Origin of the sequence: Azohydromonas caseinilytica, from assembly GCF_012927045.1 — a bacterium.
GTDB classification, from domain to species: Bacteria; Pseudomonadota; Gammaproteobacteria; order Burkholderiales; family Burkholderiaceae_C; genus Azohydromonas; species Azohydromonas caseinilytica.
Genome location: NZ_JABBFW010000026.1, coordinates 1 through 25,279, shown reverse-complemented (window position 1 = coordinate 25,279; position 25,279 = coordinate 1). Strand labels below are relative to the sequence as shown.

General features: G+C 71.3%; 23 protein-coding genes. 17 read left to right on the top strand and 6 right to left on the bottom strand.

Annotation, left to right across the window (positions count from 1 at the left end; translation table 11 throughout):
* Window positions 1-65: 65 nt before the first annotated feature.
* Complete coding sequence (locus HHL10_RS23985; RefSeq protein WP_169162937.1) at window positions 66-266, bottom strand: hypothetical protein; 201 nt, start codon at window positions 264-266, stop codon at window positions 66-68.
* A 429-nt stretch (window positions 267-695) separates the two neighbouring features.
* Here HHL10_RS23985 and HHL10_RS23980 point away from each other — a divergent pair, with 429 nt between their 5' ends.
* A complete protein-coding gene (locus HHL10_RS23980) occupies window positions 696-1,361 on the top strand; it encodes a hypothetical protein (RefSeq protein WP_169162936.1) in 666 nt (221 codons plus the stop codon).
* 33 nt (window positions 1,362-1,394) lie between these two features.
* Here HHL10_RS23980 and HHL10_RS23975 read toward each other — a convergent pair whose 3' ends face one another.
* Complete coding sequence (locus tag HHL10_RS23975) at window positions 1,395-3,113, bottom strand: hybrid sensor histidine kinase/response regulator (RefSeq protein ID WP_235971765.1); 1,719 nt, start codon at window positions 3,111-3,113, stop codon at window positions 1,395-1,397.
* 263 nt (window positions 3,114-3,376) lie between these two features.
* Window positions 3,377-4,225 carry a class I SAM-dependent methyltransferase gene (locus tag HHL10_RS23970; RefSeq protein WP_169162935.1) on the bottom strand — a complete coding sequence of 283 codons (849 nt, stop codon included), beginning with the start codon at window positions 4,223-4,225 and terminating at the stop codon, window positions 3,377-3,379.
* 106 nt (window positions 4,226-4,331) lie between these two features.
* Between HHL10_RS23970 and HHL10_RS23965 the strand changes: the two genes are divergently transcribed.
* Window positions 4,332-6,389 carry a transcriptional regulator gene (locus HHL10_RS23965; RefSeq protein WP_169162934.1) on the top strand — a complete coding sequence of 686 codons (2,058 nt, stop codon included), beginning with the start codon at window positions 4,332-4,334 and terminating at the stop codon, window positions 6,387-6,389.
* Between the two features lie 43 nt (window positions 6,390-6,432).
* The gene (locus HHL10_RS23960; RefSeq protein WP_169162933.1) at window positions 6,433-7,242 is read left to right on the top strand and encodes a hypothetical protein; all 810 of its coding nucleotides are present in this window, start codon (window positions 6,433-6,435) and stop codon (window positions 7,240-7,242) included.
* Between the two features lie 71 nt (window positions 7,243-7,313).
* On the opposite strand, the gene HHL10_RS23955 is transcribed toward HHL10_RS23960, so the two are convergent.
* From HHL10_RS23955 to HHL10_RS23945, 3 genes are all read right to left on the bottom strand, one after another.
* Entirely contained in the window at window positions 7,314-8,471 is a 1,158-nt protein-coding gene (locus HHL10_RS23955) for an MFS transporter (RefSeq protein WP_205833191.1), read from the bottom strand.
* Window positions 8,472-8,585: 114 nt separating this feature from the next.
* Window positions 8,586-9,302: a glycoside hydrolase family 19 protein gene (locus tag HHL10_RS23950; RefSeq protein ID WP_169162931.1), complete on the bottom strand. Its 717-nt coding sequence runs from the start codon at window positions 9,300-9,302 to the stop codon at window positions 8,586-8,588.
* Between the two features lie 183 nt (window positions 9,303-9,485).
* Complete coding sequence (locus HHL10_RS23945) at window positions 9,486-9,890, bottom strand: hypothetical protein (RefSeq protein WP_169162930.1); 405 nt, start codon at window positions 9,888-9,890, stop codon at window positions 9,486-9,488.
* Between the two features lie 292 nt (window positions 9,891-10,182).
* Here HHL10_RS23945 and argP point away from each other — a divergent pair, with 292 nt between their 5' ends.
* The 14 genes from argP to HHL10_RS30290 all read left to right on the top strand — a co-directional run.
* Window positions 10,183-11,118: an HTH-type transcriptional regulator ArgP gene (gene argP / locus HHL10_RS23940; RefSeq protein WP_169162929.1), complete on the top strand. Its 936-nt coding sequence runs from the start codon at window positions 10,183-10,185 to the stop codon at window positions 11,116-11,118.
* 146 nt (window positions 11,119-11,264) lie between these two features.
* Window positions 11,265-12,332: an HAF repeat-containing PEP-CTERM protein gene (locus HHL10_RS23935; RefSeq protein WP_169162928.1), complete on the top strand. Its 1,068-nt coding sequence runs from the start codon at window positions 11,265-11,267 to the stop codon at window positions 12,330-12,332.
* Between the two features lie 498 nt (window positions 12,333-12,830).
* Window positions 12,831-13,616 carry an iron-containing redox enzyme family protein gene (locus HHL10_RS23930; protein ID WP_169162927.1) on the top strand — a complete coding sequence of 262 codons (786 nt, stop codon included), beginning with the start codon at window positions 12,831-12,833 and terminating at the stop codon, window positions 13,614-13,616.
* Between the two features lie 116 nt (window positions 13,617-13,732).
* Window positions 13,733-14,962 (top strand): ATP-grasp domain-containing protein, encoded by a 1,230-nt coding sequence (locus HHL10_RS23925; RefSeq protein ID WP_169162926.1) that lies wholly within the window; start codon window positions 13,733-13,735, stop codon window positions 14,960-14,962.
* An 11-nt stretch (window positions 14,963-14,973) separates the two neighbouring features.
* The gene (locus tag HHL10_RS23920) at window positions 14,974-16,221 is read left to right on the top strand and encodes an MFS transporter (protein ID WP_169162925.1); all 1,248 of its coding nucleotides are present in this window, start codon (window positions 14,974-14,976) and stop codon (window positions 16,219-16,221) included.
* A gap of 41 nt (window positions 16,222-16,262) precedes the next feature.
* Window positions 16,263-17,045 carry a 2OG-Fe(II)-dependent halogenase WelO5 family protein gene (locus HHL10_RS23915; protein WP_169162924.1) on the top strand — a complete coding sequence of 261 codons (783 nt, stop codon included), beginning with the start codon at window positions 16,263-16,265 and terminating at the stop codon, window positions 17,043-17,045.
* Window positions 17,046-17,121: 76 nt separating this feature from the next.
* A complete protein-coding gene (locus HHL10_RS23910) occupies window positions 17,122-18,720 on the top strand; it encodes an ABC transporter substrate-binding protein (protein WP_169162923.1) in 1,599 nt (532 codons plus the stop codon).
* 10 nt (window positions 18,721-18,730) lie between these two features.
* On the top strand, window positions 18,731-19,741 hold the full coding sequence (locus HHL10_RS23905; RefSeq protein ID WP_169162922.1) for an ABC transporter permease: 1,011 nt from the start codon (window positions 18,731-18,733) through the stop codon (window positions 19,739-19,741).
* Between the two features lies 1 nt (window position 19,742).
* Window positions 19,743-20,615, top strand: a complete 873-nt coding sequence (locus tag HHL10_RS23900; RefSeq protein WP_169162921.1) for an ABC transporter permease — start codon at window positions 19,743-19,745, stop codon at window positions 20,613-20,615.
* Complete coding sequence (locus HHL10_RS23895) at window positions 20,615-21,574, top strand: ABC transporter ATP-binding protein (RefSeq protein ID WP_169162920.1); 960 nt, start codon at window positions 20,615-20,617, stop codon at window positions 21,572-21,574. The genes HHL10_RS23900 and HHL10_RS23895 overlap by 1 nt, the downstream gene beginning before the upstream one ends.
* A gap of 10 nt (window positions 21,575-21,584) precedes the next feature.
* Window positions 21,585-22,565 carry an oligopeptide/dipeptide ABC transporter ATP-binding protein gene (locus HHL10_RS23890; RefSeq protein WP_169162919.1) on the top strand — a complete coding sequence of 327 codons (981 nt, stop codon included), beginning with the start codon at window positions 21,585-21,587 and terminating at the stop codon, window positions 22,563-22,565.
* Window positions 22,562-22,891: a 2Fe-2S iron-sulfur cluster-binding protein gene (locus HHL10_RS23885; protein ID WP_169162918.1), complete on the top strand. Its 330-nt coding sequence runs from the start codon at window positions 22,562-22,564 to the stop codon at window positions 22,889-22,891. The genes HHL10_RS23890 and HHL10_RS23885 overlap by 4 nt, the downstream gene beginning before the upstream one ends.
* Window positions 22,892-22,994: 103 nt before the next feature.
* Window positions 22,995-25,031, top strand: coding sequence for a site-specific integrase (locus HHL10_RS23880; RefSeq protein ID WP_169162917.1), 2,037 nt, complete (start codon window positions 22,995-22,997; stop codon window positions 25,029-25,031).
* Window positions 25,032-25,097: 66 nt separating this feature from the next.
* Window positions 25,098-25,279 (top strand): hypothetical protein (locus tag HHL10_RS30290; protein ID WP_205833190.1); only part of this gene is annotated, 182 nt, incomplete at its 3' end.

Below are 25,279 nucleotides of genomic sequence, written 5' to 3'. Positions count from 1 at the left end.
GGCCGGCCGCCCGGATATACCGCCGAAACTCTGAAGCTTGCCGTACGGCGTGCCGTGAGCCGCTTTCAAGCCTGCGAATGCGCCGCCCACCGCGTCACCACGCCGGGCTCGGGCGCGTAGCGCTCGCGCAGCGCGAAGATCTCCCGCTTGGCCTGCGCCAGCGTCAGCTCGCCGGCCACCGCCCGGCGCTCGATGTCAGCCATGGCCGCCTCGTACTCCGGCGGAGGGCCCATCTGGTTCGAAAGCGAGAAAGTGCTGGCGTGCATGGTGTGCGCCCCTGGTTGGGATGATGCGTCGTGGTCAGGCTGACCGGCCCGAGTGCTTCGTGGGCACAGAAAACCACCGGAATGCTGCGGTGCAGCAATTGTCGTTCCATGTCCCTGCCGGCGGTATTGCAGAAGTCACGTAAGGCGCACGGGGCGGCGTGGGCGAGACACGATTGCCGCGGCAAGGCGGCGCCTCTTTCCACCACGGACCGGGCCCGCATCGCAGCGGGCGGTTGCAGGCGCAACGCATGGCCGGCACCCTGGCCCGGCGGTCTTGCGTGGTGCCGTGGTGATCGCGTCCGCCCATCGGGGTCGAGGCGCTGCAGCGGCTGGGGGACGCGCAGTCCTGACTGCCGGGGCGGCGTCCACGGGGCGCTTATCCTGCCGCGCTGAAACCGGGCGGAACCGGTGCATGAAGTGAGAACCCCCATGAATCCCGACAAAGCGGCCGACTTCTGGCAGGCCGTCCTGGCGCACGCCGACCTGTTGAGAGCGCCGGCCCTGTCCCATCCCGACGCCCCCGACTGGGAGGAGGCCATCGCGGCGGTCAGCCACGCGGTCGATGTCCTGGCCGAGGCCGCCGCGGCCTTCGACGAGCGCCTGAGCGTGGAGATCGACAACACGCCGATGCAGGACGGCGCCGCGGTGCGGCTGGCCGTCACCTGCCACGGCGATCCGCAGGGCATGGAGGCGGTGCTGGCGCTGACGGGCACCGCGCCGGCCCTGCCCGCGGACCTGCTCGTGAGCGCCTTCAAGCCGCCGGTGCCCAGGGAGGTGCTGGCCGAGTTCAGCAGCATGGACTTCGCCGGCACCGAGGTGCAGTTCCAGGACGTGCGCTACGTGGCCGCGCCCAGCGAGGAAACGCCCGGGCGCTACGACATCGGCTGCTTCCTGCCGCCCTCGGCCGCGACCGAGTTCGACGCCGACGTCCCGGGCATCAGCGTCGCCGCCCTGGTGCTGGGCATGGGCCTGGGCGAGCTCAAGGTCATGACGCTGGTGGCGCGGCTGGGCGTGCTGCTGACCAGCGAGCCGCCGCCCGACAGCGTGTCGGCCTGGGAACTGGCCGAACAGCTGTCCGGCCACGTCGGCCACTAGGCCGGGCACGGCCGCCCGGGCGCTCCAGGCGCTTCAGGCGCTCGGCACGCCCAGGCTCAGGGTCACGCTGAACCTGCTGCCTTGCCCGGGCGTGCTCTGGACGCCGAGCTGCCCGTCCATCATCGCGACCAGCCGCCGCACGATGGACAGGCCCAGCCCGCTGCCGCCGTAGCGGCGCGTGGTGGAACTGTCGGCCTGCGTGAAGGGCTCGAAGATGCGCGCCTGCTGCTGCGGCGCTATGCCGATGCCGGTATCGATCACGTCGAAGCGCAGCCGCACCGTCCGGGATGAGCGCTCAACTTCATGGACCTGCAAGCTCACGCTGCCCGCCGGCGTGAACTTCACGGCATTGCCCATGAGGTTGATCAGCACCTGCTTCAGGCGCAGCGCGTCGCCCACCAGCGCGGCGGGCAGCTCCGGCGCGGTCTCCACCTGCAGCCGCAGGCCCTTGGCGTCGGCCTGTGGTTGCACCAGCACCCGAACCGCCTCCAGCAGCGGCGCCAGCTCGAAAGGCAGCTGCTCCAGCAGCATCTCGCCGGCCTCGATGCGCGACAGGTCCAGCACGTCGTTGGTCAGGGCCAGCAGCTGCTCGCCGGCCTGGTGGATGTGGCCCACGAACTGCCGGGCCGTCTCGGGAAGCGCCTGGCGCTGCAGCAGCTGGCTCAGGCCGATGACGGCGTTGAGCGGCGTGCGGAACTCGTGGCTCATGTGGGCCAGGAACGCGCTCTTGGCGCGGCTGGCCGAGTGCGCCTGCGCCTCGCTCGCGCGCAGCGCCTCGTTGGTGTGCTCCAGGCGGCGGATGCCGGCGACGAAGCTCCAGGCCGCGGCCAGCAGCGTCACGCTGAACAGCAGCGTCACGCCCAGCACCACGGTGCGCGTCTGCCGCCATTGCGACAGCGCCTCGTCGGTGGCCGTGGCCACGGCAATGTGCAGCGGCAGCCCCGGGATGCGGCGAAACGCGGTGATGCGCTCGATGCCGTCGAGCGAGCTGGTGAGGATGTCGTGGTTGGCGTCGGCCTGCACGTACCAGCCGCCGGCGGACTCGCTGATCAGCTGCCGGCCCGTGCCCATGGCGACGCCGCCGACCACGCGCGCGCGCACCACGCCGTCACGGCCGACCAGCGACACCGCGCCCTGCCCGCCCAGCTCCACGCCGCCGTACACGGCCTCGAAGTAGCCCGGGTCCACCGAGGCTACGACCACGCCCAGGGGCCGGCCGTCCGTGCCGTCGATGCGCCGCGACAGCTGGATCGTCCAGCGCCCGGAGACCCGGCCCAGCACCGGCTTGCCGATGAAGAGCCCGCTCTCCCCCACGCCCGCGGCGGCCTGCGGCACGCTGCCCGGGTACAGGTGCACGCGGATGTGCTCGCGCTCGCTCAGGTCCACGCGCCCGGTCTTGCCGGCGGTGCGGTCCAGGTTGGAGCCGATGAAGCGCGCGTCCGCCCCCACCAGCGACAGCTGCACCAGGATGTCCGGCGCCAGGCCCGTCTCGTTGGCAAAGCGCGACAGGTCCAGGGGCTCGAACTCGCCGGTGCGCACGGCCTCGCGCAGCCGCAGCATGGCCTGGTCGGCCGCCGTGATCGCGCGCAGCGTCTGCTCCTGCAGGGTGCGCGCGAGGTTGGCGTTCTGCCGGACCTCGGCCTCGACGGCATCGCTCCACTTGATCCACAGCAGCGCGCCCACGGTGCCCCAGACGACCAGCAGCACCAGCATGGCGGCCAGCAGCACCAGGCGGCTCAGCGGGAGGCGCAACGGCAGGAATGGAATGGGCGGGGCCGTGCGGGCGGACGGACTGGCGGGCGACATGGACGGGGACAAGGGAAGGTGCTCGGCAGAGGCACCGCCTCCACCACGGCACGGTTCCACGGCAGGGCTGGGTGCAACCCGTGTTCAAACCGCCCTCCTCGGCCATCGGCCCGGGCGCGGCGCTGGTGCCGGCACGACATCTTCGGCCGGAAAATTATGCCCGCCCCGACCCCCTTGCCCGCTGACGGGCGCGCGCCGCGCCGGCCGGCTCAGCGCCGCGTGATCACGATCTCCAGGTACTCGCTGGGCGCCACCAGCGAGCCGTCCCCGGCACGGTTGAAGCGGCCGTAGAGGTCGAGCAGGTCGTTGGCCAGGGCGGTCTGCCCCGCGGCGTCCAGCGCGGCGAAGGCCTTGAGCACCGGGCCGTAGAAGCCGCGGAACACCTGCAGCATGTGCAGCGGCGAGCGGTAGCGGAACGCGAAGTGGCGCGGCGCGGCCTCGATCCTTGAGGCCTGGGCGCCGAACAGCTCGTCGATGCGCTCGCGCGTGCCCCACAGCGCCGGCGAGCTCACGCCGGGCGGCGGCGGCACGTGGCGGCCGATGGTCTTGAACATCTGGCCGATGAAGCCCTGCGGCGTCCAGTTGGCCAGGCCGATGCGCCCGCCCGGGCGGCACACCCGCAGCATCTCGGCGGCCACGCGCGGCGCGTCGGGCGCGAACATCGCGCCGAAGGTGGAGACGACGGCATCGAAGCTGGCGTCGTCGAAGGGCAGGGCCTCGGCATCGGCCTCGCGGAACTCCAGGTCCAGCCCCTCGGCCGCCGCGCGCGCCCGGCCGCGCTCCAGCAGCGCCGGCACGTAGTCGGTGGAGGTCACGGCGCACCAGCGCCGCGCCGCGGCCAGCGAGGCGTTGCCGTTGCCGGCGGCGATGTCGAGCACGCGCTCGCCCGAGCGCAGGTCCAGGGCTTCGCACAGGGTCTCGCCCACGATCTGCAGCGTGGTGCCGACGACGGCGTAGTCGCCCGAGGACCAGGCCGCGAGCTGGCGCGCCTTGACGGCGGCCAGGTCCGGGGTCGGGACGGGGAAGGGGGACGGGGCAGAGGCGGACAATGCATTCATGGCAGGAACTCCGTTGGCTTGACGCGACCGGCGGCGCATGGGCCGCTGCCGCCGAAGGCCACTGTCCGGCCCGGCCGTGGAAGGCCGCGTGGGAGCGGGCGTGGAAATGGACGTGGAATCTGGCGACGGTTCGGTCCCGGCATTGCGCATCCGGCTGCTCGGGGCGCTGGCCGTCCACCGCGGCGGGGCGCCGGTGGCCCTGCCGCCCTCGCGCAAGGTGCGCGCGCTGCTGGCCTACCTGGCGCTGGCGGCCCGCCCGGTGGCGCGCAGCCACCTGTGCGAGCTGCTGTGGGACCTGCCCAACGACCCGCGCGGCGAGCTGCGCTGGTGCCTGAGCAAGGCGCGCGCGGTGCTCGACAGCGCCGGCCGGGCGCGCGTGGTGGCCGACGCCGACACGGTGCGGCTGGACCTGGCCGGCGCGCAGGTCGATGCGCTGCAGGTGCAGGCCGCCGTCCAGTCCGGCCTGGCGATGCTGGAACCCGCCCACCTGCACGCGCTGGCAGCGCGCTTCGAGGGCGAATTCCTGCAGGACCTCGACATCGAGCGCAGCGCACCGTGGAGCGCCTGGCTGCTGGGCCAGCGCCGGCAGTTCCGCGCCGCGCGGGTGGCGATCCTGGAGCACTTGGCGCACGCCCTGGCGCCGGGCTCCGACGCCGCCCTCGCCAGCCTGGAGCAGTGGCTGCGGCTGGCGCCCTTCGACCGCCGCGCCCACGAGGCGCTGCTGGACGCCCTGGCCCGGCGCGGCCGGCTGCGCGAGGGCGATGAGCACCTGGCCGCCACGGCGCGGATGTTCGAGGCCGAGGGGCAGGACTGGACGCCGCTGGGGCGCGCCTGGCGCGCCGCCAAGGAGCGCCAGGCCGCGCCGGTCCTGGTCATCGCGTCCGCGGCCGAGCCGGTGGCGGCGGCACCGCCGCGGCGCGCCTCCATCGCCGTGATGCCCTTCAGCGACCACGCACCCGGCGTCGCGGCCCGCGGCGGGCTGGCCGACGGACTGGCCTACGACGTCATCACCCGCCTGGCCAAGCTGCGCAGCCTGTTCGTGATCGCGCCGGGCACGGTGTTCGCGCTGGACCGGCAGCACCTGGGCGCGGGCGAGGCCGGCCGCGCGCTGGACGTGGACTACACGGTCAGCGGCCACCTGCGGCGCCAGGGCAGCCGGGTCACGGTGGCGGTGCAGCTGGCCGAGACGCGCAGCGCGCGCGTCGTGTGGGCCGACCTGCTCACCAGCCGGCTCGACGAGGCGCTGCGCGTGCTCGACGAGATCGGCGACCGCATCGTCGCCTCGGTGGCCGGGCAGATCGAGGTGGCCGAGCGCAACCGCGCCATCCTCAAGGCCCCGGACTCGCTCGATGCCTGGGAGGCGCACCACCGCGGCCTGTGGCACGCGTACCGCTTCGACCGCGCGCACAACGAGCAGGCGCGGCACTTCTTCGAAACCGCGGTGCGGCTGGACCCGGGCTTCGCGCGGCCCTGGGCCGGGCTGTCGTTCACGCATTTCCAGAATGCCTTCCTGGGCTGGGGCCCGCGCGACACCGAGGTGGAGCTGGCCTACCGCACGGCCGCGCAGGCGCTGCTGGCCGACGACCGCGACCCGGCCGCCCACTGGGCGCTGGGCCGGGCGCTGTGGTTGCGCGGGCAGCTCGACGAGTCGCTGGTGGCGCTGGACGCCTCCACCGAGCTGAGCCCCAACTTCGCGCTCGGCCACTACACGCAGGCCTTCGTGCATGCCCAGTCCGGCGACCCGCAAGCCGCGATCCGCGCCGCGGACCTCTCGCGCCGGCTCAGCCCCTTCGACCCGCTGCTGTTCGGCATGCTGGCCTCGCGCGCGCTGGCGCTGATGCGCCTGGGCCGCCATGACGAGGCGGCCGACTCGGCGCTGCAGGCCGCGGCGCGGCCCAATGCGCATGTGCACATCCTGGCCATCGCCGCGCACTGCCTGGCGCTGGCCGGCCGGCAGGACAAGGCGCGCGCCGTGGCGGCCTCGATCCAGCAGCGGGTGCCGGGCTACGGCATCGGCGACCTGCTGGCCGCGTTCCGCCTCGCCGACGACATGGCGGCGCTGCTGCGCACGGCCTCGGGCGCCCTGGGCCTGGAACCCTCGGGCCCGGCGCAAATTCCCCAACCGATTTCGGGGGTGGTGCCGCCTTCCCGCACGGGCCAATAGTGCTCCGCCCCCGGCGAGGGGATTTGCGAAAGGAAAAATCGAGATGAAACGCGCGTTTCTCGTGACGGCATTGGCCTCACTGGCCCTGTATGGCTGCGGTGGCGGCGGCAGCGATGGAGCCAACGAAAATACCCTGGAGGCGTCTCAAAGCGCAACGGAAACGGCCTCGGCCGCCGGCAGTGCCAAAAGCAACGGCATCAGCAATCGCAGCATAGAAAACGGCAGTTTCGAAACCGGCACCACCACCGGCTGGGACGTGGACATTGACAAGGGATATTCCAGCCTCTTCCAGCCCAATATCCGCCCCGCGGGCACGGTCACCGTCGTGAGCTCGTGGATGTTCCAGGGCGCCACGCGGCTCCCGGTCGATGGACAGTATTTCCTGCGCGTGGGTACCGGCAACGAATGGTTCGACGGCCAGGGCACCTATGACATCACCGCCAGCCAGAAAGTGCTGCTGCAAAAGGGCGACTCCATCACCGGGTCTTCGTTCTATTACAACGGCGATTTTGCGGCCCAGGACACGGTGTGGGTGAAGGTCTACAACGCGTCCGGCAAGAATCTGCTGGCCACGCCCTGGATCGAGTTTTCAGGCAACGGCAATCCGGGCGACCACAATTCGGTGCCGTATACCCAATCCTCGGACTGGACCGCCTGGGAATGGACCGCGCCCAAGACCGGCGTCTATATCCTGAAACTCGGCGCCACGACCTTTGGCGACAACCGCTTCGCCACCTACGGCTTCCATGACGCCATTTCGGTGGAGCTTGCGGGCATGAAGAAGAAATCCTTCCCCGCTCCGCAGCGCTGGGCGGACGGCCCGCCCAGCCGGGCACCGTTCTACAGGCACTGAGCCCCGGGCCGGGCGGCGCGGGCAAGGCCCCGCCGCCCGGCGCCATAGGCTGCGGCGGGCCGCGGCCTCGCTCAGATCCGGCGCGCCCGGCCGGCCAGCAGGCCCAGCCAGCACTGCAGCCCGATCAGCACCCACATCACGACCAGCGGCAGCTGCCAGCCCGCGCTGGCGTCGTGCAGCAGGCCAAAGCCCACGGGGCCCAGCGCCGCCAGGCTGTAACCCACCGACTGCGCCATGCCCGAGAGCGAGGCCGTCTGCGAGGCGTTGTGCACGCGCAGGCTCAGGAAAGCCAGCGACAGCGCCAGGCAGGCCCCGGAGCCCAGGCCGCCGATCACCACCCAGGCCATGGACGGCGCCTGGCCCGCCAACCCGACGAAGCCCAGCAACGACAGCGCGGACGCGGCGAAGGCGTGCGGACGCTGGTCCTTGGCGCGCGCCGCGAGCAGCGGCGCCACCAGGCTGCCGCACAGGCAGGCCACCTGGTACACGAAGGCGTAGGTGCCCGCGGCCGCCGCGGACACGCCGGCGTCGCGCAGCAGCGTGGGCAGCCAGGCCACGAGCACGTAGAAGGCCAGCGACTGCAGCCCCATGAACAGCGACACCTGCCAGGCCAGCGCCGAGCGCCACAGCGCGCCCGGGCGCGCCGCGCCGGGGGCCGCCGCGGGCGCGGGCAGCGGTTGAGGCCGGGGCGTGCGCGCCAGCGCCCACCAGGCCGCAGCCACGACGGCAGGCACGGCCCACAGCGACAGCGAGAGGCGCCAGCCCAGCTCGGCCGCCAGCGGCACGGCCAGGCCGGCACCCACCGCGGCCACGCCGGCCAGCGTGGTGACGAAGGCCGAGGTCATCACGCCGATGTGCTGCGCGAAGTCGCGGCGGATCAGCGCCGGCACCAGCACGTTGCCCACGGCGATGGCCGCGCCCAGCAGCGCCGCGCCGCCGAACAGCGCCGGCGTGCCCGGCAGCGAGCGCAGCACGATCCCCAGCGCCAGCAGCACCAGCGAGGCCAGCAGCACGCGCTCCAGCCCGAAGCGGCGCGCCAGCGGCGCGGCCAGCGGCGAGATCAGGCCGAAGGCGATCACCGGCATGGTGATGAGCAGGCCCAGCAGCGAAGGCGCCAGGCCGGTGTCGGCCTGGATGTCCTTCAGCAGGGGGCCCACGCCCATCAGCGAGGGACGCAGGTTGGCGGCGATCAGGACCACGCCCACGGCCGGGGCGGCCAGGCGTTGCATCAGGGGCACGGCAAGAGACATCAGGGGTACGGCGGGAACGGCAAAAAGGCCGGGATCATGCAGGAGGCGCCGTCCCGCCGCCCGGGGCGCCGGCCAAACCCCCGACGGCCCGGGTCAGGGTGCCAGCAGCACGGCCGCCGGCCCGGGCCGGGCGGACGGGGCGCCGCCGCGCCGCGCCGCGGGCCGGGCCTTGGCGCCGCCGCGGTGCGCGCGGTGGCCCAGGTCCTGCAGGATCGCCAGCGCGCCGCGGTACAGCGAGCGGCGCTCCTGCAGCAGCGGTGAGCGCGGCTCGCGCACGCGGCGCGCGATGGCCTCGAACTGCAGCCGGTCGGCCAGCTCGTTGAGGCCGCGCTGCTGCCACAGCCAGGCCGCCACCAGGCAGGCCTCCCGCGGGTGGGCCACCAGCTCCGGCTGAGCTTCATAGGGGCGATCCAGCGCCGCGCCGGCGTCGCGGTAGGCGGCGCGGCCGAGCAGGCGCAGCAGGCCCCGGCCGCGGTAGCGCCAGCCGTCGCCGCTGGCGGCGTCGCCGTTGCCGTGGCGGCCGGCATAGACGGTGTTGGCCAGCACTTCCGGCGCGGCCACCAGCAGCTCGGCCTCGTCCACGTCCGGCACGCGCTCGGGCCACATCGCATGGATGCGCTCGGGCGTGCGGAACAGCAGGCCCTGCTCCAGCGTGGTGAAACCGCGGGTCTCGCAGGCGCACTGCGACACGAACGCGGCCAGGCGCAACGGGGTGTGGATGGCAAAGCGCTCGCAGGCCTGCCGCAGCAGCGGCGCGAAGAGGTGGGAGACGCGAGGCACGATGCCCGAGGCCTTGAGGATGGTGCTCAACAAGGTGTTCGAAGCCATAAGAAAACGGACAGGAGAAGTCGTGAGGGCAATGAGGGGGTCGCGGCGCGAAAGCGCCGGCGTCCAGGGTCTTGGGGGTGGTCCGATACGGCGTCCACCCATGCGCCGGGGCACGGACGCTGCGTGCGCCGGCCTGCCCGGAGCAGGCGCAATGGGTGTTGCCGGCTACAGGGCCAGCGCGTCGGCCTCGGCGCTGCCCAGGTCCGGCGTGGCGAGAGGACGGGAGGACGGCAACGCCGCCTGCCGCACCGGCTGCCGGTAGGTGCGCACCAGCGTGCGGCCGTCCGCGGCCCGGCAGCGGCCGTGGCCGGGCACCAGGCCGAAGTCGGCCAGGGTCTCGAACACCTTCACCGCCTCGGTCAGGCGCGTGGTCTCGACGACGTGCACGAGGTCCCCGTACGGGTCCTCGATGCCGATGCGGATGAACGCGGCTTCGGGGTCCTCGGGCGGCTGGTGGCAATGCAGCGCCTGCAGGCGCTGGCACAGCTCGACGGCGTCCGGCGACTTGAACTTGCCAAGGGACAACCCCGGCACTCGATTCATGGAGTTGGATTTGTGGGTACTGCTCATGTCGGGGGAACTGCAATCGCGGGGCCTGCCCTGCGGCCCGCCGCCCCGGGGCATTCCCGGCCGGCCCGGGACAGGCACCGCCCGCTGCCGGACGGCCCTGGGGTGGCTCCTCGGAGCCACCCCGCAGTGCGGATGCCGCAGCGTTGCGCGCTGCCTACAGTCGTTGCGCCTCCTGCGCCCGCCACGCCGCGGGCGCCTCCCGCACCCGGGCCCACCGCGGACCGGGACCCCGGGCCGCGGCGCCGACACCTCCTGCCGGCCCGGCCCGCCCCTTGGCCGGAAGGACCTCCCCATGCTCGATCGGGACCAGCTCGAAGCCTTTGCCGCCGTCGTCGAAACCCTGAGCTTCGAGCGCGCGGCGGAGAAGCTCCATGTCACGCGCGGCGCCATCTCGCAGCGCATCAAGGCGCTGGAGGAAACGGTGGCCGCGAGCGTGCTGGTGCGCCAGAAGCCGCTGGCGCTGACGGCGGCGGGCTCGGTGCTGCTCAAGCACGTGGCGGCGCTGCGGCTGCTGGAGGCCGACACCTTCGGCCAGATCTGCGCCCGCGGCGGCGGCATGCGCGCGGCCCTGCCGCTGGCCGTGGCGGTGGACGCCCATTCCATCGACACCTGGTTCGGCGCCGTGGCGCGCCGGCTGATGCAGCGCGAGACGGTGGAGCTGGAAGTGGTGGTGGGCGACGACGACCCGGCCTTCCCGGCGCTGGTGCGCGGCGACGTCATCGGCTGCGTCTCGCCCATCGCGCGCGCGGCCCCGGGCTGCGCGGCCGCGCCCATCGGCGAGCTGGGCTACCGCTGCGTGGCCACGCCCGAGTTCGTGCGGCGCCACTTCGCGCGCGGCTTCAGCCCGCAGGCCGCGGCCAAGGCGCCGGCGGTGCTGCCGGGGCGCCGCACCGAGCTGCTGGACCGCTACCTGGAAGCGGCCTTCGGCGTCTCGATCGGGCGCACCAGCCGGCATGTGCTGCCCTCGCCGGCGGCGCAGCTGGATTGCATCCTGGCCGGCATGGGCTACGGCCTGCTGCCCGAAGCATCGCTGCGAGCGCACCTGGCGCGCGGCACGCTGGTGGACCTGCGCCAGGACGCCCCCTTCGCGGTGACGCTGTTCTGGCACCACTGGCGCACGGCGCCGCCCGTGTGCCAGGCCGTCGGCGCGGATATCGTGGAATATGGGCTGCGGGCCTTGGGCGACATGGCCCCAACCCCGGCGCCGTCCCATATCCCTGCTTGTTGAATCACCGTTTCTCGCGCGTATCAATTTCCACGATCTCAATATCCGGCACGCTATTTTTCCGCTCCATTCGTAAATGCCGCAGGACCGGGCTTGATGGCGCATGCGCGCTCTGCTGAGCTTGGCCTTTTCAAAGCGCCGAGGTGGTCATGCGGAATTTGCGCTGTGTGCCGGCCGCTGCGGCGGCATTGGTCCTGGCCTGCGCCACGGCCGCGCGGGCCGAGTTGCCGCGGTACCGCGTGACAGGGCTCGCCGAAAGCCCCACGGTCCGGATGACTTATGCCTCCAGCCTGAACAACCGGGGCGAGGTGCTGGGCAACGGCTATTTCGGGGCCGACCGGCCGTCGAACCTGGTCTACAGGAATGGCCGGCTTGAGCAGGTACAGGCCCTGTCACGCGCCTGGCTGCTGGACATGAACGACCGCGGCGACATCGCCGGCAGCGGATTCCAGGACGGCAGTTATCCCTTGCTGTACCGCGATGGCCGGCTCATCAACCTGACTGCTTCATTGAACGGGGTCGTGGGCGGCGTTGCCAATGCGGTCAACAACCAGGGCCACGTCGTCGGCTGGCACACCCAGGACAACGTGAATCTGCGCAAGTTCTATTACGACGGCCACCAGGTCCATACCCTTTCCTTCGAGTATGGATTCATCGACATCAACGACCACGACGTGATGCTCAACGCCGGCGGATTCATTTACGACCATGGCCGCATCGAGGAAATTCCCGGCATTGGCCCCTTGTATGGCAACGCCCGTCCGGTGGCCCTGAACAACTCAGGGCAGGTGGTGGGCTATGCCGATGTGCAGGGCCGCTACGTGCCGTTTCTCTACAGCAACGGTGTCATCACCGATCTGGGCTCGCTGGGCGGTTTCAATGGCGATGCCCGGGATATCAACGACCAGGGCTGGGTGGTGGGCCGCTCGCAATTCGATGCCAACGACTGGGACGCCTTTCTCCATGCCGACGATGCCCTGCACAACCTGGAGGATCTGCTGGCTCCCCGGGAGCGCGGGCGCTGGGACTTTGACACGGCCGTCCAGGTCAACGAGCGGGGCCAGATATTGGTGCTGGGCGCTTATGGCCGCGACATCGGCTACAGCGTGGCCCTGCTCTCGCCCGTGCCGGAGCCGCGGGGCGGCCTGCTGATGCTGGCCGGCCTCCTGGGCGCCCTCGGGGCCGTGGCCGCACGCCGCCGCCGCCGGTGCTCCTGACTCCCCCTTTCCCCCGACGCTGTGAAGGCGCATCGCCCGATGGGGGGCGATGCCGCCCTGTTTCACAGGGTGGCGGGGCCTGATCCGGGCCGGGCGTCGGCCAATAACTGTCCACCGTGAATTTGCATCGCCCACAAGGGGGCGATATCGAGGCGTTTAGCGCAATGCGACGGCCGGCAGAATAATTTCCCATGGCCTCGAATTGCCGCCGCCTGTGCGAAATTCACCCCATCGACCACGACACGGCGGCCCAAGGCGGCCCGAAACGAATCCATGCACCGGCACACGCCCCTCAACCCGGCCCGCCCTGAAATTTCCTTGAACCCGTACCGGCTGCGCCGCAACGAAGCCGGATGTGCCAGGAGACCGCCCATCCCTGAACGACTTCGACGCTCGTCCTGAATGCTTTTCCACGGGTGCGCGGCCCCGGACTGTCGCGCTGATCCGCTCCACCCTCGCGAGGGTTTTTGCTGCAACACCACCATTACAGGATTCACCATGAATCACCCTGCCTCGATTGCCGAATTCAAGGCCCCGAACGGACCGCGCTATCTGATTCCGGAAACGGAATACGACTATGACCATCCCGAGGTGATTTACTGGACCCGGCATTTCATGGACGAGGCGCGCAAGCGCAACGTCTTCGCCAACATCAAGGCCACGCAGAGTCTGCGGCGTTCGCTGGTGGCGGCCGAGACCATGGCCACCGCCTGGTACGACTTCACCCGCTTCGTGCCCACCTTCATCACCAAGGCGGTGACGCTCACCGACGACCCGGAGCGCCAGCACCACCTGATCCAGATCGCCTACGACGAGCTCGGCGGCCGGGACAAGGACTTCATCCACTCCAAGCTGTTCCTGGAGGCGATCCAGCTCATCGGCGTGCGCGTGGTGCCCGGCAGCTCCACCTCCTCCATCAAGGAGATCCTGAAGGTGCTGGACCGCGCGCTCATGGCCACCAAGAGCCAGTGGGGCATCGTCGGGCTGCTGCTGAGTTTCGAGATCATCGCCGAGGAGAATATCGAAACCCTGTTCAACGGTTTGTGCCATGAGGACGGCTGCGTCGCACCGTTGTCCGAAACCCCGTTCTTCATGATCCACCGCGCCGACGAAACCGAGCACATTCGCCACTCGGTGGCGAATTTCCTGCGCTTTTGCAAGACCGACGCGCAGCGCGAGGAATTCAAGCAGTCCTTCGACGAGGGCATCGATTTCTGGCACCGCTTCTGGGACCAGTGCTCGCGCCTGATCAATATCGAGGCCGAACACCGCCTGTGCGCCTGAATCCGGCGCCTCGGCGGCGCTGAAAAGCGCGCCCTCATTTTCTCACTTCACATCACGTGCTGCCAAGAAATGGGCAGCGCGAGGGGTTTGTCATGCCTGCTCCACGGAATACCGCCATGAAAACCGTCGTGTTCATCGAGACCAATTTCAGCGGCCTGGACGCGATCCAGTATTGCAAGCACCAGGGCTACCGCGCCGTGCTGGTCACGGACAACTTCGAGCGCTTCAAGAAGTGGTTCCCCGCGTCCGCCATGCACAAGCTGGACCTGGCGGACCAGGTGATCACGGTCGCCGACTCCAACGACTTCGACCAGGTGCTGGCCGCGCTGCGGGCGCAGCTGTCGCGCATCGACGCGCTGCTGACCTTCGCCGAGATCCGCACCCTGGTGGCGGCACGGCTGTGCCGGGCGCTGGGGCTGCGCGGCTCGAACCCGGAGGCCATCGCCATCGCGCAGGACAAGGCCCGCTTCCGCCAGGTGCTGATGACGCGCGGCGCCGACGACGTGCGCTGCCGCCGCATCGAGCACATCGACGAACTGCCGGCGCTGGCCGGGGCGTTGGACTTCCCCTGCTTCCTGAAGCCGGTGCAGGGCCATTCCAGCATCGGCGCCGTGGCCTGCCCGGAGGCCGCGGCGATCCCGGGCATCGTCGAGTCGCTGCGCGGCATCAGCGAGGACTGGATCTCGCCGGCCTTCGTGGTCGAGGACTGCCTGCGCGGCGAGCTGGTGAGCGTGGAGATGCTCACCACCGGGCCGGGGCGGCACCAGGTGGTGGGCGTGTCCGACCGCGACGTGGTCAAGGACAGCATCGAGATCGGCGCCTCCTTCCCGCTGCAGGGTGCGCAGCGCGAGGCCATCGAGCGCAAGGCCATGGCGGCGCTGGACGCCATCGGCTACGACTTCGGCGCCAGCCACGTGGAGGTGATGCTCACCGACAGCGGCCCGCACCTGGTCGAGGTCAACACCCGCGTCGGCGGCAGCGGCCATTCCGTGATGCTGGACCTGGCCACCGCGCGCAGCATCGTCGGCGACTGGGTCGAGCTGTGCCTGGGCCAGCTGGAGCTGCCGCGGCGCCTGTACCAGCACCACCGCGGCGCGGCCTGGAAGTGCTTCGTCACGGCCGACCAGGGCGTGATCCGCCGCCTGCCCTCGGCGCAGGACATCCAGCGCCTGCACGGCGTGCAGCATGTGTGGCTGCACCGCGAGCAGGGCGACACGGTGGGCGGGCTCGACTCCAACTACAGCTGGATCGTGCAGGTGATGTGCACCGGCAACGACCAGCCCGATGCCAAGCGCAACGCCGCGCGCGCCATCGAGTTCGTGGCCGGCCACACCGTCATCGGCTGAGGAGCGCGGCCATGGCCCTCATCAACCGGGGACGCGCCAACCTGGCGCTCAGCGCCGCGGCCTTCGCCGTCTCCTCCGCGGGCTCCGTGCTGCTGCACATCGTGCTGGCGGTGACGGTCTACCACCGCACCGGCTCGGGCCTGATGACGGCGCTGTTCGTGTCGCTGCAATGGCTGCCGGCGCTGCTGGTGGTGCTGGTGCGCAGCGACTGGGACCATGGCCTGCACCCGCGCACGCGCTGGCTGCTGCTGGACCTGGTGGCCGCCGCCATGACGCTGCCGCTGCTGCTGTTCATCGAGCGCGACGCCTACCTGCCGGTGGCGCTGCTGCTGCTGCTGCGCGGCCTGGTGGACCACGTCAACCGCATCAACAAGACGGTGGCGGCACGGGTGCTGTTCCCCAAGGCCAAGAGCGCGCACTACGCCTCGTTCCTGCAGTCCAGCTACCACGCCGGCATCGGGCTGGCGGCGGTGGCGGGCATCTTCCTGGCCGGCCAGGTGGAGCTGCGGCTGCTGGTGCTCCTGGACGCGGCCACGTACCTCGTGTCCGCGGCGCTGATCGCCTTCACCCGAGGCGTGGAAGCCCCGCCCCCGGCGCCGCAGACCCCGCGGCGCTCGCTGGCGGCCCGGGCCCTGGAGTACCGCGACGCCCTGCGCGGCGACCGCCGCCTGCTGGCCTGCGCCGTGCTGCCGCCGCTGACGGCCACCTTTTTCCAGGGCTCGTACAGCGCGCTGCAGCCGATATTCCCGATTCGCGGCCTGGGCCTGGACGCCTCGGCGGTATCGGCCTCCTACGTGCTGGCCAGCGTGGCCATCATTGCCGGCTCCTCGGGCTTTGCGCTGCTGTGCCGCAAATGGCAGCTGTACGAGCGGGAATTCTCGGCCGTGAAACTGCTGGTGCTGCTGCTGTCGGTGCTGGCCGCGGGTTTCTACATTCTCTCGGTCCAGACCGGCCACCCGGCCGCCAGCGCCGTGGCCTTCTTCCTGATGATCCTGGTTTTCGAATTCGTCTGGATGACGGGCTATACCGGCATCGTGGCCTATGCGCCCAAGGGGCAATTGGGCTCGGTGTTCGGCATTTCCTTCGCACTGGGCTGTTTCTTCGCCAGCGTGCTGACCGGCTTGATCGGCCTTTTCCTGGACCGCTACGGCAGCCATTTCAGCCTGCTGGTCAGCGGCCTGATGGCGATTTACCTGGCCGTGCTGGCTTTCACCCTGTCGGGCCGCGCGGCGGTGGTGCCCGCGACCGCCAGCCAATGACTGTCACTGCCTTGTTTTGACCTCACCAAAGGAGCCTGAAAATGGGCAACTGGATCACCTCCGAGCTGTGCGAGCTCAACGAGCAGAACATGGACCTGCTGCTGGCCTTCAAGATTCCCGGCATCAGGATCGAGAATTTCATTGCGCCGGAATTGTGCGAGCGCATCGCGCAGCGGCTGCGCAGCCTGAGTTTCGAAACCTACGGGCATTTGAAGGACATTCCCGTGCAGCATGTGGGCGTGTGCCACAACCAGTGGGCGCACCAGGACAAGTCGGTCTATTTCGAGAAGATCGACGCGGCGCGGCACCTGGTGGCCGAGCTGTATGCCGGCCTGAACGTGGACCCGGTGGAGATGGTGATGCAGGCCATCGCCGGGCGCACCGGGCGCCGGGTGGGCCTGTTCGAGGAGCCGGGCCACGGCAAGTACTTCGCCGGCGCCTTCCGCAGCTTCCGCGGGCATGGGCGGCTGCATGCGGACCATGCGCCCAGCCACATCAAGCAGCCCTGGGCCGTCACCGAGATCCAGCGCCAGCTCACCTGGAACATTTATTTCAGCATGCTGCGCAGCGGCGGCGAGGTGGTGATCTACGACACCATCCACACCGCGAAAAACGACGTGATGAAAGTGCCGGGCGAGTATTACTTTCCCTATGAAGTCTTGGAGCGCGAGGACCACGTGAAGATCCGCCCGAACGTGGGCGACCTGATCATCTTCAACACCCAGAATTTCCACGAAATTTTGGGAAACACCGACGGCTACCGCATTTCGCAGACTTCCTTCATGGGACTGCGCCGGGACGGCAGCCTGGGTTTGTGGTCCTGATTCTTCAATAGAGCCATCGCCCTGCGGCCGGCGGCCCGCCCGCCGGCCTTCACTCCAGCTTTTTGCGAGCGTCATCATGTCCTTGCGCCAAACCCTTTTGACCCTGGGGGCCGCATTCAGCCTCTCGTGCACCGGCCTGGTTTGGGCCGAGGCGCCGCTGGTGTATTGCTCCGAAGGGAGCCCTGAATCTCTTAACCCGCAGCGCACGCTCTCCGGCACCGCCCGCAATGCCACGGCCACCACGCTGTACGACCGCCTCGTCGATTTCGAGCCCGGCACTACCAAGATCGTGCCGGCCCTGGCGCAGAGCTGGACGGTATCGGCCGACAAGCGCACCTATGAATTCACGCTGCGGCGCGGCGTCAAGTTCCACAGCACGGCCTATTTCACGCCGAGCCGGGATTTCAATGCCGACGACGTGCTGTTTTCCTTCAACCGGCAATTGCGGCCGGACCATCCTTATCACAAGGTCGGTGGCGGGAATTACCAGTATTTCCAGGGCCTGGGGATGGACAAGGTGATCGCCTCCATCACCCGTGTGGACGAGCACAAGGTGCGCATCGTCCTGAACCGGCCCGAGGCACCGTTCCTGTCCGACCTGGCCATGCCCTTCATGTCCATCCTGTCGGCCGAGTACGGCACGAAGCTGCTGGCCGCGGGCGAGCCCGAGGAGCTGGACCGCCGGCCCATCGGCACCGGGCCCTACGCCTTCGTCAGCGCCACCAACAGCATCCGCTACACCGCGCACCCGGCCTACTGGAACGGCGCGCCGAAGACGAAGCAGCTGGTCTTCGCCATCACGCCCGACGCCAGCGTGCGGCTGCAGAAGGTGCGCCGCGGCGAGTGCCACATGGCGGTGTCGCCCGCGCCGGCGGACCTGCCGGCCATTCGCCGCGATCCCCGCCTGGTGCTCGACGAGGCCGAGGGCGTGAACGTGGGCTACCTGGCCCTGAACATGCAGAAGCCGCCCTTCGACAACGTGCTGGTGCGCCGCGCCTTCGCCCACGCGCTGAACAAGCAGGCCTACGTCGACGCGGTCTGGCTGGGCAACGCCACGGTGGCGATCAACCCCTACCCGGCCGGCCAGTGGTCCTGGACCGACCAGGTCAGCACCTACGCCTACGACCCGGCCAAGGCCCGGGCGCTGCTGGCGCAGGCCGGCTACCCCAACGGCTTCAGCGCCACGCTGTGGACGCTGCCCGTGAGCCGGCCCTACCTGCCCAACGGCCGCAAGCTCGGCGAGATGATGCAGGCCGACCTGGCCAAGGTCGGCATCCGCGTCGAGCTCGCCACCTTCGACTGGGGCACCTACCTCGACAAGGTGCGCCGCGGCGAGCACCAGATCGTCCAGCTCGGCTGGGGCACCGACAACGGCGACCCCGACAACTTCCTCTACACCCTGTTCAGCTGCGACGCCGTCACCCGCGGCTCCAACAACGCGCGCTACTGCAAGCCCGACTTCGACGCGCTGATCACCGAGGCCCGCGTGGTGCAGGACCCGCAGGCGCGCGCGGCGCTGTACCGCAAGGCGCTGGCGGTGCTGAGCCGGGACGTGCCCCTGGTGCCCATCGCGCATGCCAAGGTGTACCGGGTGATGAGCACGCAGCTCACGGGCCGCCTGCCGGACCCGCTGGACCTGGACCACTTCCGCCTGCTGGCGCTCAAGGACCATTGAGGAGGCGGCCATGCTGGCAAGACTGGGAGCGCTGACGGCCACGCTGCTGGGCCTGACGCTGCTGGCGTTCTTCCTGATCCGCCTCGCGCCCGGCGACCCGGTGTCGCTGCTGGTGGGCGAGCGCGGCGCCGACGCGCAGCAGCTCGAAGCGGCGAAACACGCGCTGGGGCTGGACCAGCCGCTGGCGCGGCAGTACGGCAGCTTCGTGGCGCGCGCGCTGCATGGGGACCTGGGCCAGTCCATCGTGTCCGGGCGGCCCGTGGCCGCGGAGCTGGGCGAGCGCTGGCCGGCGACCATCGAACTGGTGCTGGCCGCCGTCGCGCTGGCGCTGGCGCTGGGCATCCCGGCCGGGGTGTGGGCCGCGGTGCGCCGCGGCTCGGTGGCGGACCACCTGGTCAACACCGTGGCGCTGGTGGGCTACTCCATGCCGGTGTTCTGGCTGGGGCTGCTGCTGATCCTGCTGCTGTCGGTGCAGCTGGGGCTGACGCCGGTGTCAGGCCGCCTGGGCGTGGAGTTCGAGGTGCCGCCGGTGACCGGGCTGCTGCTGGTGGACGCGCTGCTGCCCGCCGTGCGCGAGCGCCACGGCCTGGCCGCGCTGGGCAGCGCGCTGCAGCACCTGCTGCTGCCGGCGCTGACGCTGGCGGTGATGCCGATGGCGGTGTTCGCGCGCATGACCCGCGCCAGCATGCTGGAGGTGCTGGGCGAGGATTTCATCCGCGCCGCCTGGGCGCGCGGGCTGTCGCGGCGCCGTGTCATCTGGGTGCACGCGCTGCGCAACGCGCTGCTGCCGGTGATCACGGTGGGCGGGCTGTTCTTCGTGAGCGCGGCGGTGGCGGGGTCGATCCTGGTGGAGAGCCTGTTCGGCTGGCCGGGCCTGGGCAGCTACCTGGTGGGCAGCGTGCAGGCGCGCGACTACCCGGTGATCCAGGGCGCCATCGTCGTGGTCGGCCTGCTGGTGCTGGCCACCAACGCCGCCGTGGAAGGGCTCTACCGTGCCGCGAATCCGCGGCTGCGAGGCTGACATGGCCGCGCTCGACGACACGACCCTGCCGGCGCCGCGCCGCGCCTGGCCGCTGGGCCGCTTGAGCCGCCCCGGCCTGCTGGGCCTGGGCGGGGTGATGCTGCTGCTGGCGGTGGGCACGCTGGCGCCGCTGCTCTTCGACCTGGACCCCTACGGCCTGAGCCAGCGGCTGCGCTGGCCGCCCACGCCGGGCGCGGGCGGCCCGTGGCTGGGCACCGACGACCTGGGCCGCGACCAGCTGGCGCGGCTGGTGTACGGCGCCCGCACCTCGCTGGGCATCGGCCTGGCGGTGGTGGCTTCCTCGCTGGGGGTGGGCACGCTGCTGGGCCTGCTGGCCGGCGTGTACGGCGGCTGGGTGGACCGGCTGGTGGCGCGGGCCATGGACCTGGCGATGTCGCTGCCCAGCATCCTGCTGGCCATCGTGGTGGTGGCGGTGCTGGGGCCGGGGCTGCTCAACGCGGTGCTGGCGGTGTCGCTGGTGGCGGTGCCGCGCTTCGTGCGCGTGGTGCGCTCGGTAGCCGTGCTGGAGATGAGGAAGCCCTACGTGCAGGCGGCGCGCTCCTGCGGCGTCTCGCGCTGGCGGCTGCTCTACAGCGAGGTGCTGCCCAACTGCCGCGCGCCGGTGATCGTGCAGGCGGCGCTGGGCTTCAGCGACGCCATCCTGGAGATCGCCGCGCTGGGCTTCCTGGGCCTGGGCGCGCCGGCGCCGGTGGCGGAATGGGGTGCCATGCTCGCAGATGCGCGCCCCTTCATCGAGACCGAGCCGCACCTGATGCTGCTGCCGGGCCTGTGCATCCTGGCCGCGGTGCTGTCCTTCAACCTGCTCGGGGATGCGCTGCGCGACGCGCTGGACCCGCGCACCGGGAGCCGGTGATGAGCTTGCATGTCGAGGAGCTGTCGGTGGAGCTGCCCGCCGGGCGCGGCCTGCGCCGCGTGGTGCGCGAGCTGAGTTTCCACATTGCACCGGGCGAGGTGCTGGGCGTGGTCGGCGAGTCCGGCTGCGGCAAGAGCGTCACCGGCCTGGCGCTGATGGGCCTGCTGCCGCCGGGCGCGGTGGTGTCGGCGCGGCGCCTGGAGCTGTGCGGCCGGGCGCTGCCGCCGGTGGGCTCGCCGGCCTGGGCCGCGGTGCGCGGGCGCCAGGCGGCCATGGTGTTCCAGAACCCGATGAGCGCGCTCAACCCCTGCCTGACGCTGGAGACCCAGCTGGTGGAGACGCTGCGGCTTCGCCATGCCGGAGAAGGCCGCCGGGCCCTGCGCGAGCGCGCGCAGGCGCTGCTGGGCGAGGTCGGCATCGGCGCGGCCGGGCTGCGGCTGCGCTGCCATCCCCATGAACTCTCGGGCGGCATGGCGCAGCGGGTGATGATCGCCCTGGCGCTGGCCTGCGCCCCGGCGCTGCTCATCGCCGACGAGCCCACCACGGCGCTGGACGCCACGCTGCAGGTGCAGATCCTGGATCTCATCGCTCGGCTGGCCCGCACCCACCGCATGGCCGTGCTGCTGGTGTCGCACGACATCGGCGTGGTGCGCGCCTACGCGGACCGGGTGCAGGTGATGTATTCGGGCCAGATCGTCGAGTCCGGCCCGGTGGATGCCGTGGCCCACACGCCCGCGCATCCGTACACGCGCGGCCTGCTGCACGCGTTGCCCGGACGCGGTGGTGCCCCCGGCGCACCGCTGCCGGCCCTGCCGGGCACGGTGCTGCCCGTGGGGCAGGAGGCGGCCGGCTGCCGCTTCGAGAGCCGCTGTGCCCAGGCGCAGCCGGTCTGCCGCCAGCCCGTTGCGTTGCGGCCGCATCCGCGGCATCCCGGCGTGTCGCTGCGCTGCGCCCTGTGAAAGGAAGACCATGGACGAGGAACTGCTCGTGATCGAGGGGCTGTGCAAGCGCTACCCGGTGCGGCGCCCGCTCTGGGGCCGGGCCGGGGCGCTGCTGCCGGCGGTGGACCAGGTGTCGCTGCGGCTGCGGCGCGGGCGCACCCTGGCGGTGGTGGGCGAGTCGGGCAGCGGCAAGAGCACGCTGGCGCGGTTGCTGCTGCGGCTGGAGACGCCCACGGCCGGGCGCATCCGCATCGCCGGTGAGGATGGCCTGGCCGACATCGCCGCGCTGCCGGCCGCCGAGCTGTACCGGCGCGTGCAGATGGTGTTCCAGGACCCGTACGGCTCGCTGAACCCGCGCCGGCGCGTGTGGGAGATCGTCACCACGGCGCTGGCAGCGCGCGGCGGACAGACGCGCGCGGCGCTGCGGCAGACGGCCGCCGCGCTGCTGCGCGAGGTCGGGCTGGGCGAGGAGCACCTGCACGCCTTTCCGGGCGCACTCAGCGGCGGGCAGCGGCAGCGGGTGGGCATCGCGCGGGCGCTGGCCTCGCGTCCGCGGCTGCTGGTGCTGGACGAGCCGCTGTCGGCGCTGGACCTGTCGATCCAGGCCCAGGTGCTGAACCTGCTGATGGCGCTGCAGCGCCGGCTCGGCCTGGGCTACCTGTTCATCTCGCACGACCTGGCCGTGGTGCGCCACGTGGCCGACGAGGTCGCGGTGATGTATGCCGGGCAGCTGGTGGAGTGGGGGCCGGCGGCCGAGGTCATCGCCGCGCCGCGCCATCCCTACACCCGGGCACTGGTGCAGAGCTGCCTGGGCCTGGGCCCGGGCCGGCCGGCTTCGGCGCCGAACGAGGCCGCGCTGGAGCCGCGGCTGCAGCCCGGCTGCCGCTTCGCGCCGCGCTGCCCCGGCGCGCAGGCGCATTGCCGCACCGCGCCGCCGCCGCTGCGCGCGCTGCCCGCGGGCGGCGTCGCCTGCGTCCAGTCCACCGAGCTCCAGGGCGCCCTGCCATGAACACCGTTGCGAACGCATTCACGTTGACCGTCACCATCGACGGCGTCGCCCATGTCGGCGCGGCCAGCCCGGAGCGCACGCTGCTGGAGAACATCGAGGCGCTGCGGCTGCCCATCCGCAGCGCCTGCCGGCGCGGGCGTTGCGGCGCCTGCCGCGTGACGCTGCTGGAGGGACGGCTGCATCCCGAGCTCCAGCTGCTGAGGGACGGCCAGGTGCTGTCCTGCTCGTCGCGGCTGGACGGCGATGCGCATGTCGAGGTGCCGCGCCGCCCGGTCCCCGCCGTCGCGCCCCCGGCCTGCGCGGCCCAGCCCGTGCCTTCTTCCTGAAAAGCGGACGGGCCGCGCAGGAGGCGAAAGCCGGGGTGTTGATGACGGCATCCGCCGGGCAGCAGGGACAATCCGGGCTGCTGGAGATGACGGAACGGATGCCATGACGCGACAAGACGCCGCAGAAGGCGCGGGACGGGCCACGGCGGCCCGTGCCCGCAAGCTCCACGGCGGCCACTTCGCCTTCATGCGTGCCCTGGTGCAGGGGCTGGACTTGCGGGCCAGCTGGGACCGCTACCTGCGGGCCGAAGGCGAGAGCGGCGATGCCCGCGCGGTGCGCTCCACCATCGCCTGGCTGCGCGACGAGTTCGCCGCGGCGGCGCGCCGCGAGCAGCGGCCGGGCGTGGCCCGGCTGGTGCAGCTGGACACCAGCCGCCTGTTCGAAGCGAGCGCCCTGCCCTCGCTGGAGGCCTTTGCCGCGCAACGGGGCCTGGAAGGCTTCTCGGAGCAGGAGCAACTGCAGGCTTACGCCATGGCGTTCGGCCCGCAGCAAAGGCGCCTCAAGCGCCGGGCGCGGCTGGTGGAGAAGCAGCTGCAAGCGCTGCACTGGCTGGAGGGCCTGGTGGCGCAGCCGCCGCAGGCCGGCGACGCGGTGGCCGCCTGGCTCAATCCGCTGCTGGCCTGCAAGCTGGAGGCGGCCGACCTGTTCACGCTGCAGCAGCTGGTTGAGCGCATCAACGGCCTGGGCCAGGGCTGGTTCACGGCCATCCGCGGCATCGGCGAGACCAAGGCGCAGCGCATCGTGGAATGGTTGCGCGCGCATGAGGCGTCCACCGGGCTGCGCCTCGGTGCCCATGTGGGCCGGCGGCGCTCGCAGCTGCCGGCGCAGGCCTTGCAGGCCGTGGTGGCGCCGGCCACGGCGATCCGGCCGCTGGAGAAGATCGTGATGCCCGCCGAGCTCGACGGGCGCCAGGGCCTCTATCGCCGGCCGCAGGCGCAGTGCCTGCTCTCGGCCACCAACGACTACGAAGCCCTGTGGGCCTGGCTGAATGCCAAGCAGGCGCTCACGGCCGAGCAGCAGCGCGCCATGGCGGCGCGGCGCCGCTCGCGCGGCGAAGGCGCCCCTCTTTCCAAGGCGCTCTCGCACACCCAGCGCGCTTACCGCAAGGAAGCGGAGCGCTTCCTGCTGTGGGCGCTGCTCGTGCGCGGCAAGCCGCTGTCCTCCATGACGCAGGAAGACTGCGTGGCCTACCGCGAATTCCTGGCGGACCCGCAGCCGCGCAGCCGCTGGTGCGGCCCGCGTGGGCGCGAGCGCTGGTCGCCGGCATGGCGTCCCTTCGAGGGCCCGCTGTCGCTGCGGGCCGTGGCCCAGGCCATCACCATCCTGCGCAACCTCTACGCCTTCCTGGTGCACCAGAACTACCTGGTGGGCAATCCGTGGATGGGCGTGTCGGTGCCACGCCATGCCGAGCCGCGGGTCAACGCGGGGCGCAGCTTGAGCCTGGCGCAATGGGCCTTCGTGCGCGAACAGCTGGCGCAGCAGCCCGACAACGGCTCCACCCGGCGGCTGCGCGCGGCGCTGCTGCTGCTCTATGCCACGGGCTTGCGCCTGTCGGAGGCGGTGGCCGCGCGCGCGGGCGATCTGCAGTGGCTGGAGTTCCCGCCCGGCGCGGAAGACGGCGACGACGCCGAGTCGCTGGCCGGCTGGGTGCTGCGCGTGGTCGGCAAGGGGCAGCGGCTGCGCGAGGTGCCCGTGCCGATCCCCGTGGCACAGGAGCTGCTGGACTACCTGGCCTCGCGCGGGCTGGTGCCGGACCCGGCGCATCCGGACACCGGCCAAGCCTTCCTGCTGGGCCTGGCCAGCGACGCCGTGGAGCGCGCGCCGCGGCTCATGCGCGCGGCCTTCGATCCGGCGGCAGGCATCGCGCCCAACACGCTTTACGACCAGCTCAAGACCTACTTCGGCCACTGCGCCCGCGTGCTGGAAGCCCAGGGCGATACCCGTGGCGCGCAGCGCCTGGCGGCAGCCAGCACCCACTGGCTGCGCCACAGCCATGCCTCGCATTCGATTGCCAGCGGCACGCCCATCGAGGTGGCGCAGCAGAACCTGGGACACGCTTCGCTGGCCACCACCACGGTCTACGTCACCACCGAGCAGCGCCGGCGCATGAAAGCCATGAACCGGTTCTGGAAGGGTTGAGCCGCCACGGGTCGCAGGCCAGAGGCGGACAAGGCCTGCCCGATCTCACCGCCTCGATGCGATGCAATGAATTTCGCAGGCCACCGCGCCAAAGATATTCGAGACGATATTCGAAGCCGCCAAGCAAAACGCCCCGACCATATTCTGGTCGGGGCGTTTGGCGGGGATATTAGCCTGACAATGTCCTACTTTCACACGGGAATCCGCACTATCATCGGCGCTGAGGTGTTTCACGGTCCTGTTCGGGA

Coding starts and splice junctions, on each gene's coding strand:
- HHL10_RS23985 (WP_169162937.1), bottom strand. CDS start 266: ATGCACGCCAGCACTTTCTCGCTTTCGAACCAGATGGGCCCTCCGCCG.
- HHL10_RS23980 (WP_169162936.1), top strand. CDS start 696: ATGAATCCCGACAAAGCGGCCGACTTCTGGCAGGCCGTCCTGGCGCAC.
- HHL10_RS23970 (WP_169162935.1), bottom strand. CDS start 4,225: ATGAATGCATTGTCCGCCTCTGCCCCGTCCCCCTTCCCCGTCCCGACC.
- HHL10_RS23965 (WP_169162934.1), top strand. CDS start 4,332: ATGGACGTGGAATCTGGCGACGGTTCGGTCCCGGCATTGCGCATCCGG.
- HHL10_RS23960 (WP_169162933.1), top strand. CDS start 6,433: ATGAAACGCGCGTTTCTCGTGACGGCATTGGCCTCACTGGCCCTGTAT.
- HHL10_RS23955 (WP_205833191.1), bottom strand. CDS start 8,471: ATGCAACGCCTGGCCGCCCCGGCCGTGGGCGTGGTCCTGATCGCCGCC.
- HHL10_RS23945 (WP_169162930.1), bottom strand. CDS start 9,890: ATGAGCAGTACCCACAAATCCAACTCCATGAATCGAGTGCCGGGGTTG.
- argP (WP_169162929.1), top strand. CDS start 10,183: ATGCTCGATCGGGACCAGCTCGAAGCCTTTGCCGCCGTCGTCGAAACC.
- HHL10_RS23935 (WP_169162928.1), top strand. CDS start 11,265: ATGCGGAATTTGCGCTGTGTGCCGGCCGCTGCGGCGGCATTGGTCCTG.
- HHL10_RS23930 (WP_169162927.1), top strand. CDS start 12,831: ATGAATCACCCTGCCTCGATTGCCGAATTCAAGGCCCCGAACGGACCG.
- HHL10_RS23925 (WP_169162926.1), top strand. CDS start 13,733: ATGAAAACCGTCGTGTTCATCGAGACCAATTTCAGCGGCCTGGACGCG.
- HHL10_RS23920 (WP_169162925.1), top strand. CDS start 14,974: ATGGCCCTCATCAACCGGGGACGCGCCAACCTGGCGCTCAGCGCCGCG.
- HHL10_RS23915 (WP_169162924.1), top strand. CDS start 16,263: ATGGGCAACTGGATCACCTCCGAGCTGTGCGAGCTCAACGAGCAGAAC.
- HHL10_RS23910 (WP_169162923.1), top strand. CDS start 17,122: ATGTCCTTGCGCCAAACCCTTTTGACCCTGGGGGCCGCATTCAGCCTC.
- HHL10_RS23905 (WP_169162922.1), top strand. CDS start 18,731: ATGCTGGCAAGACTGGGAGCGCTGACGGCCACGCTGCTGGGCCTGACG.
- HHL10_RS23900 (WP_169162921.1), top strand. CDS start 19,743: ATGGCCGCGCTCGACGACACGACCCTGCCGGCGCCGCGCCGCGCCTGG.
- HHL10_RS23895 (WP_169162920.1), top strand. CDS start 20,615: ATGAGCTTGCATGTCGAGGAGCTGTCGGTGGAGCTGCCCGCCGGGCGC.
- HHL10_RS23890 (WP_169162919.1), top strand. CDS start 21,585: ATGGACGAGGAACTGCTCGTGATCGAGGGGCTGTGCAAGCGCTACCCG.
- HHL10_RS23885 (WP_169162918.1), top strand. CDS start 22,562: ATGAACACCGTTGCGAACGCATTCACGTTGACCGTCACCATCGACGGC.
- HHL10_RS23880 (WP_169162917.1), top strand. CDS start 22,995: ATGACGCGACAAGACGCCGCAGAAGGCGCGGGACGGGCCACGGCGGCC.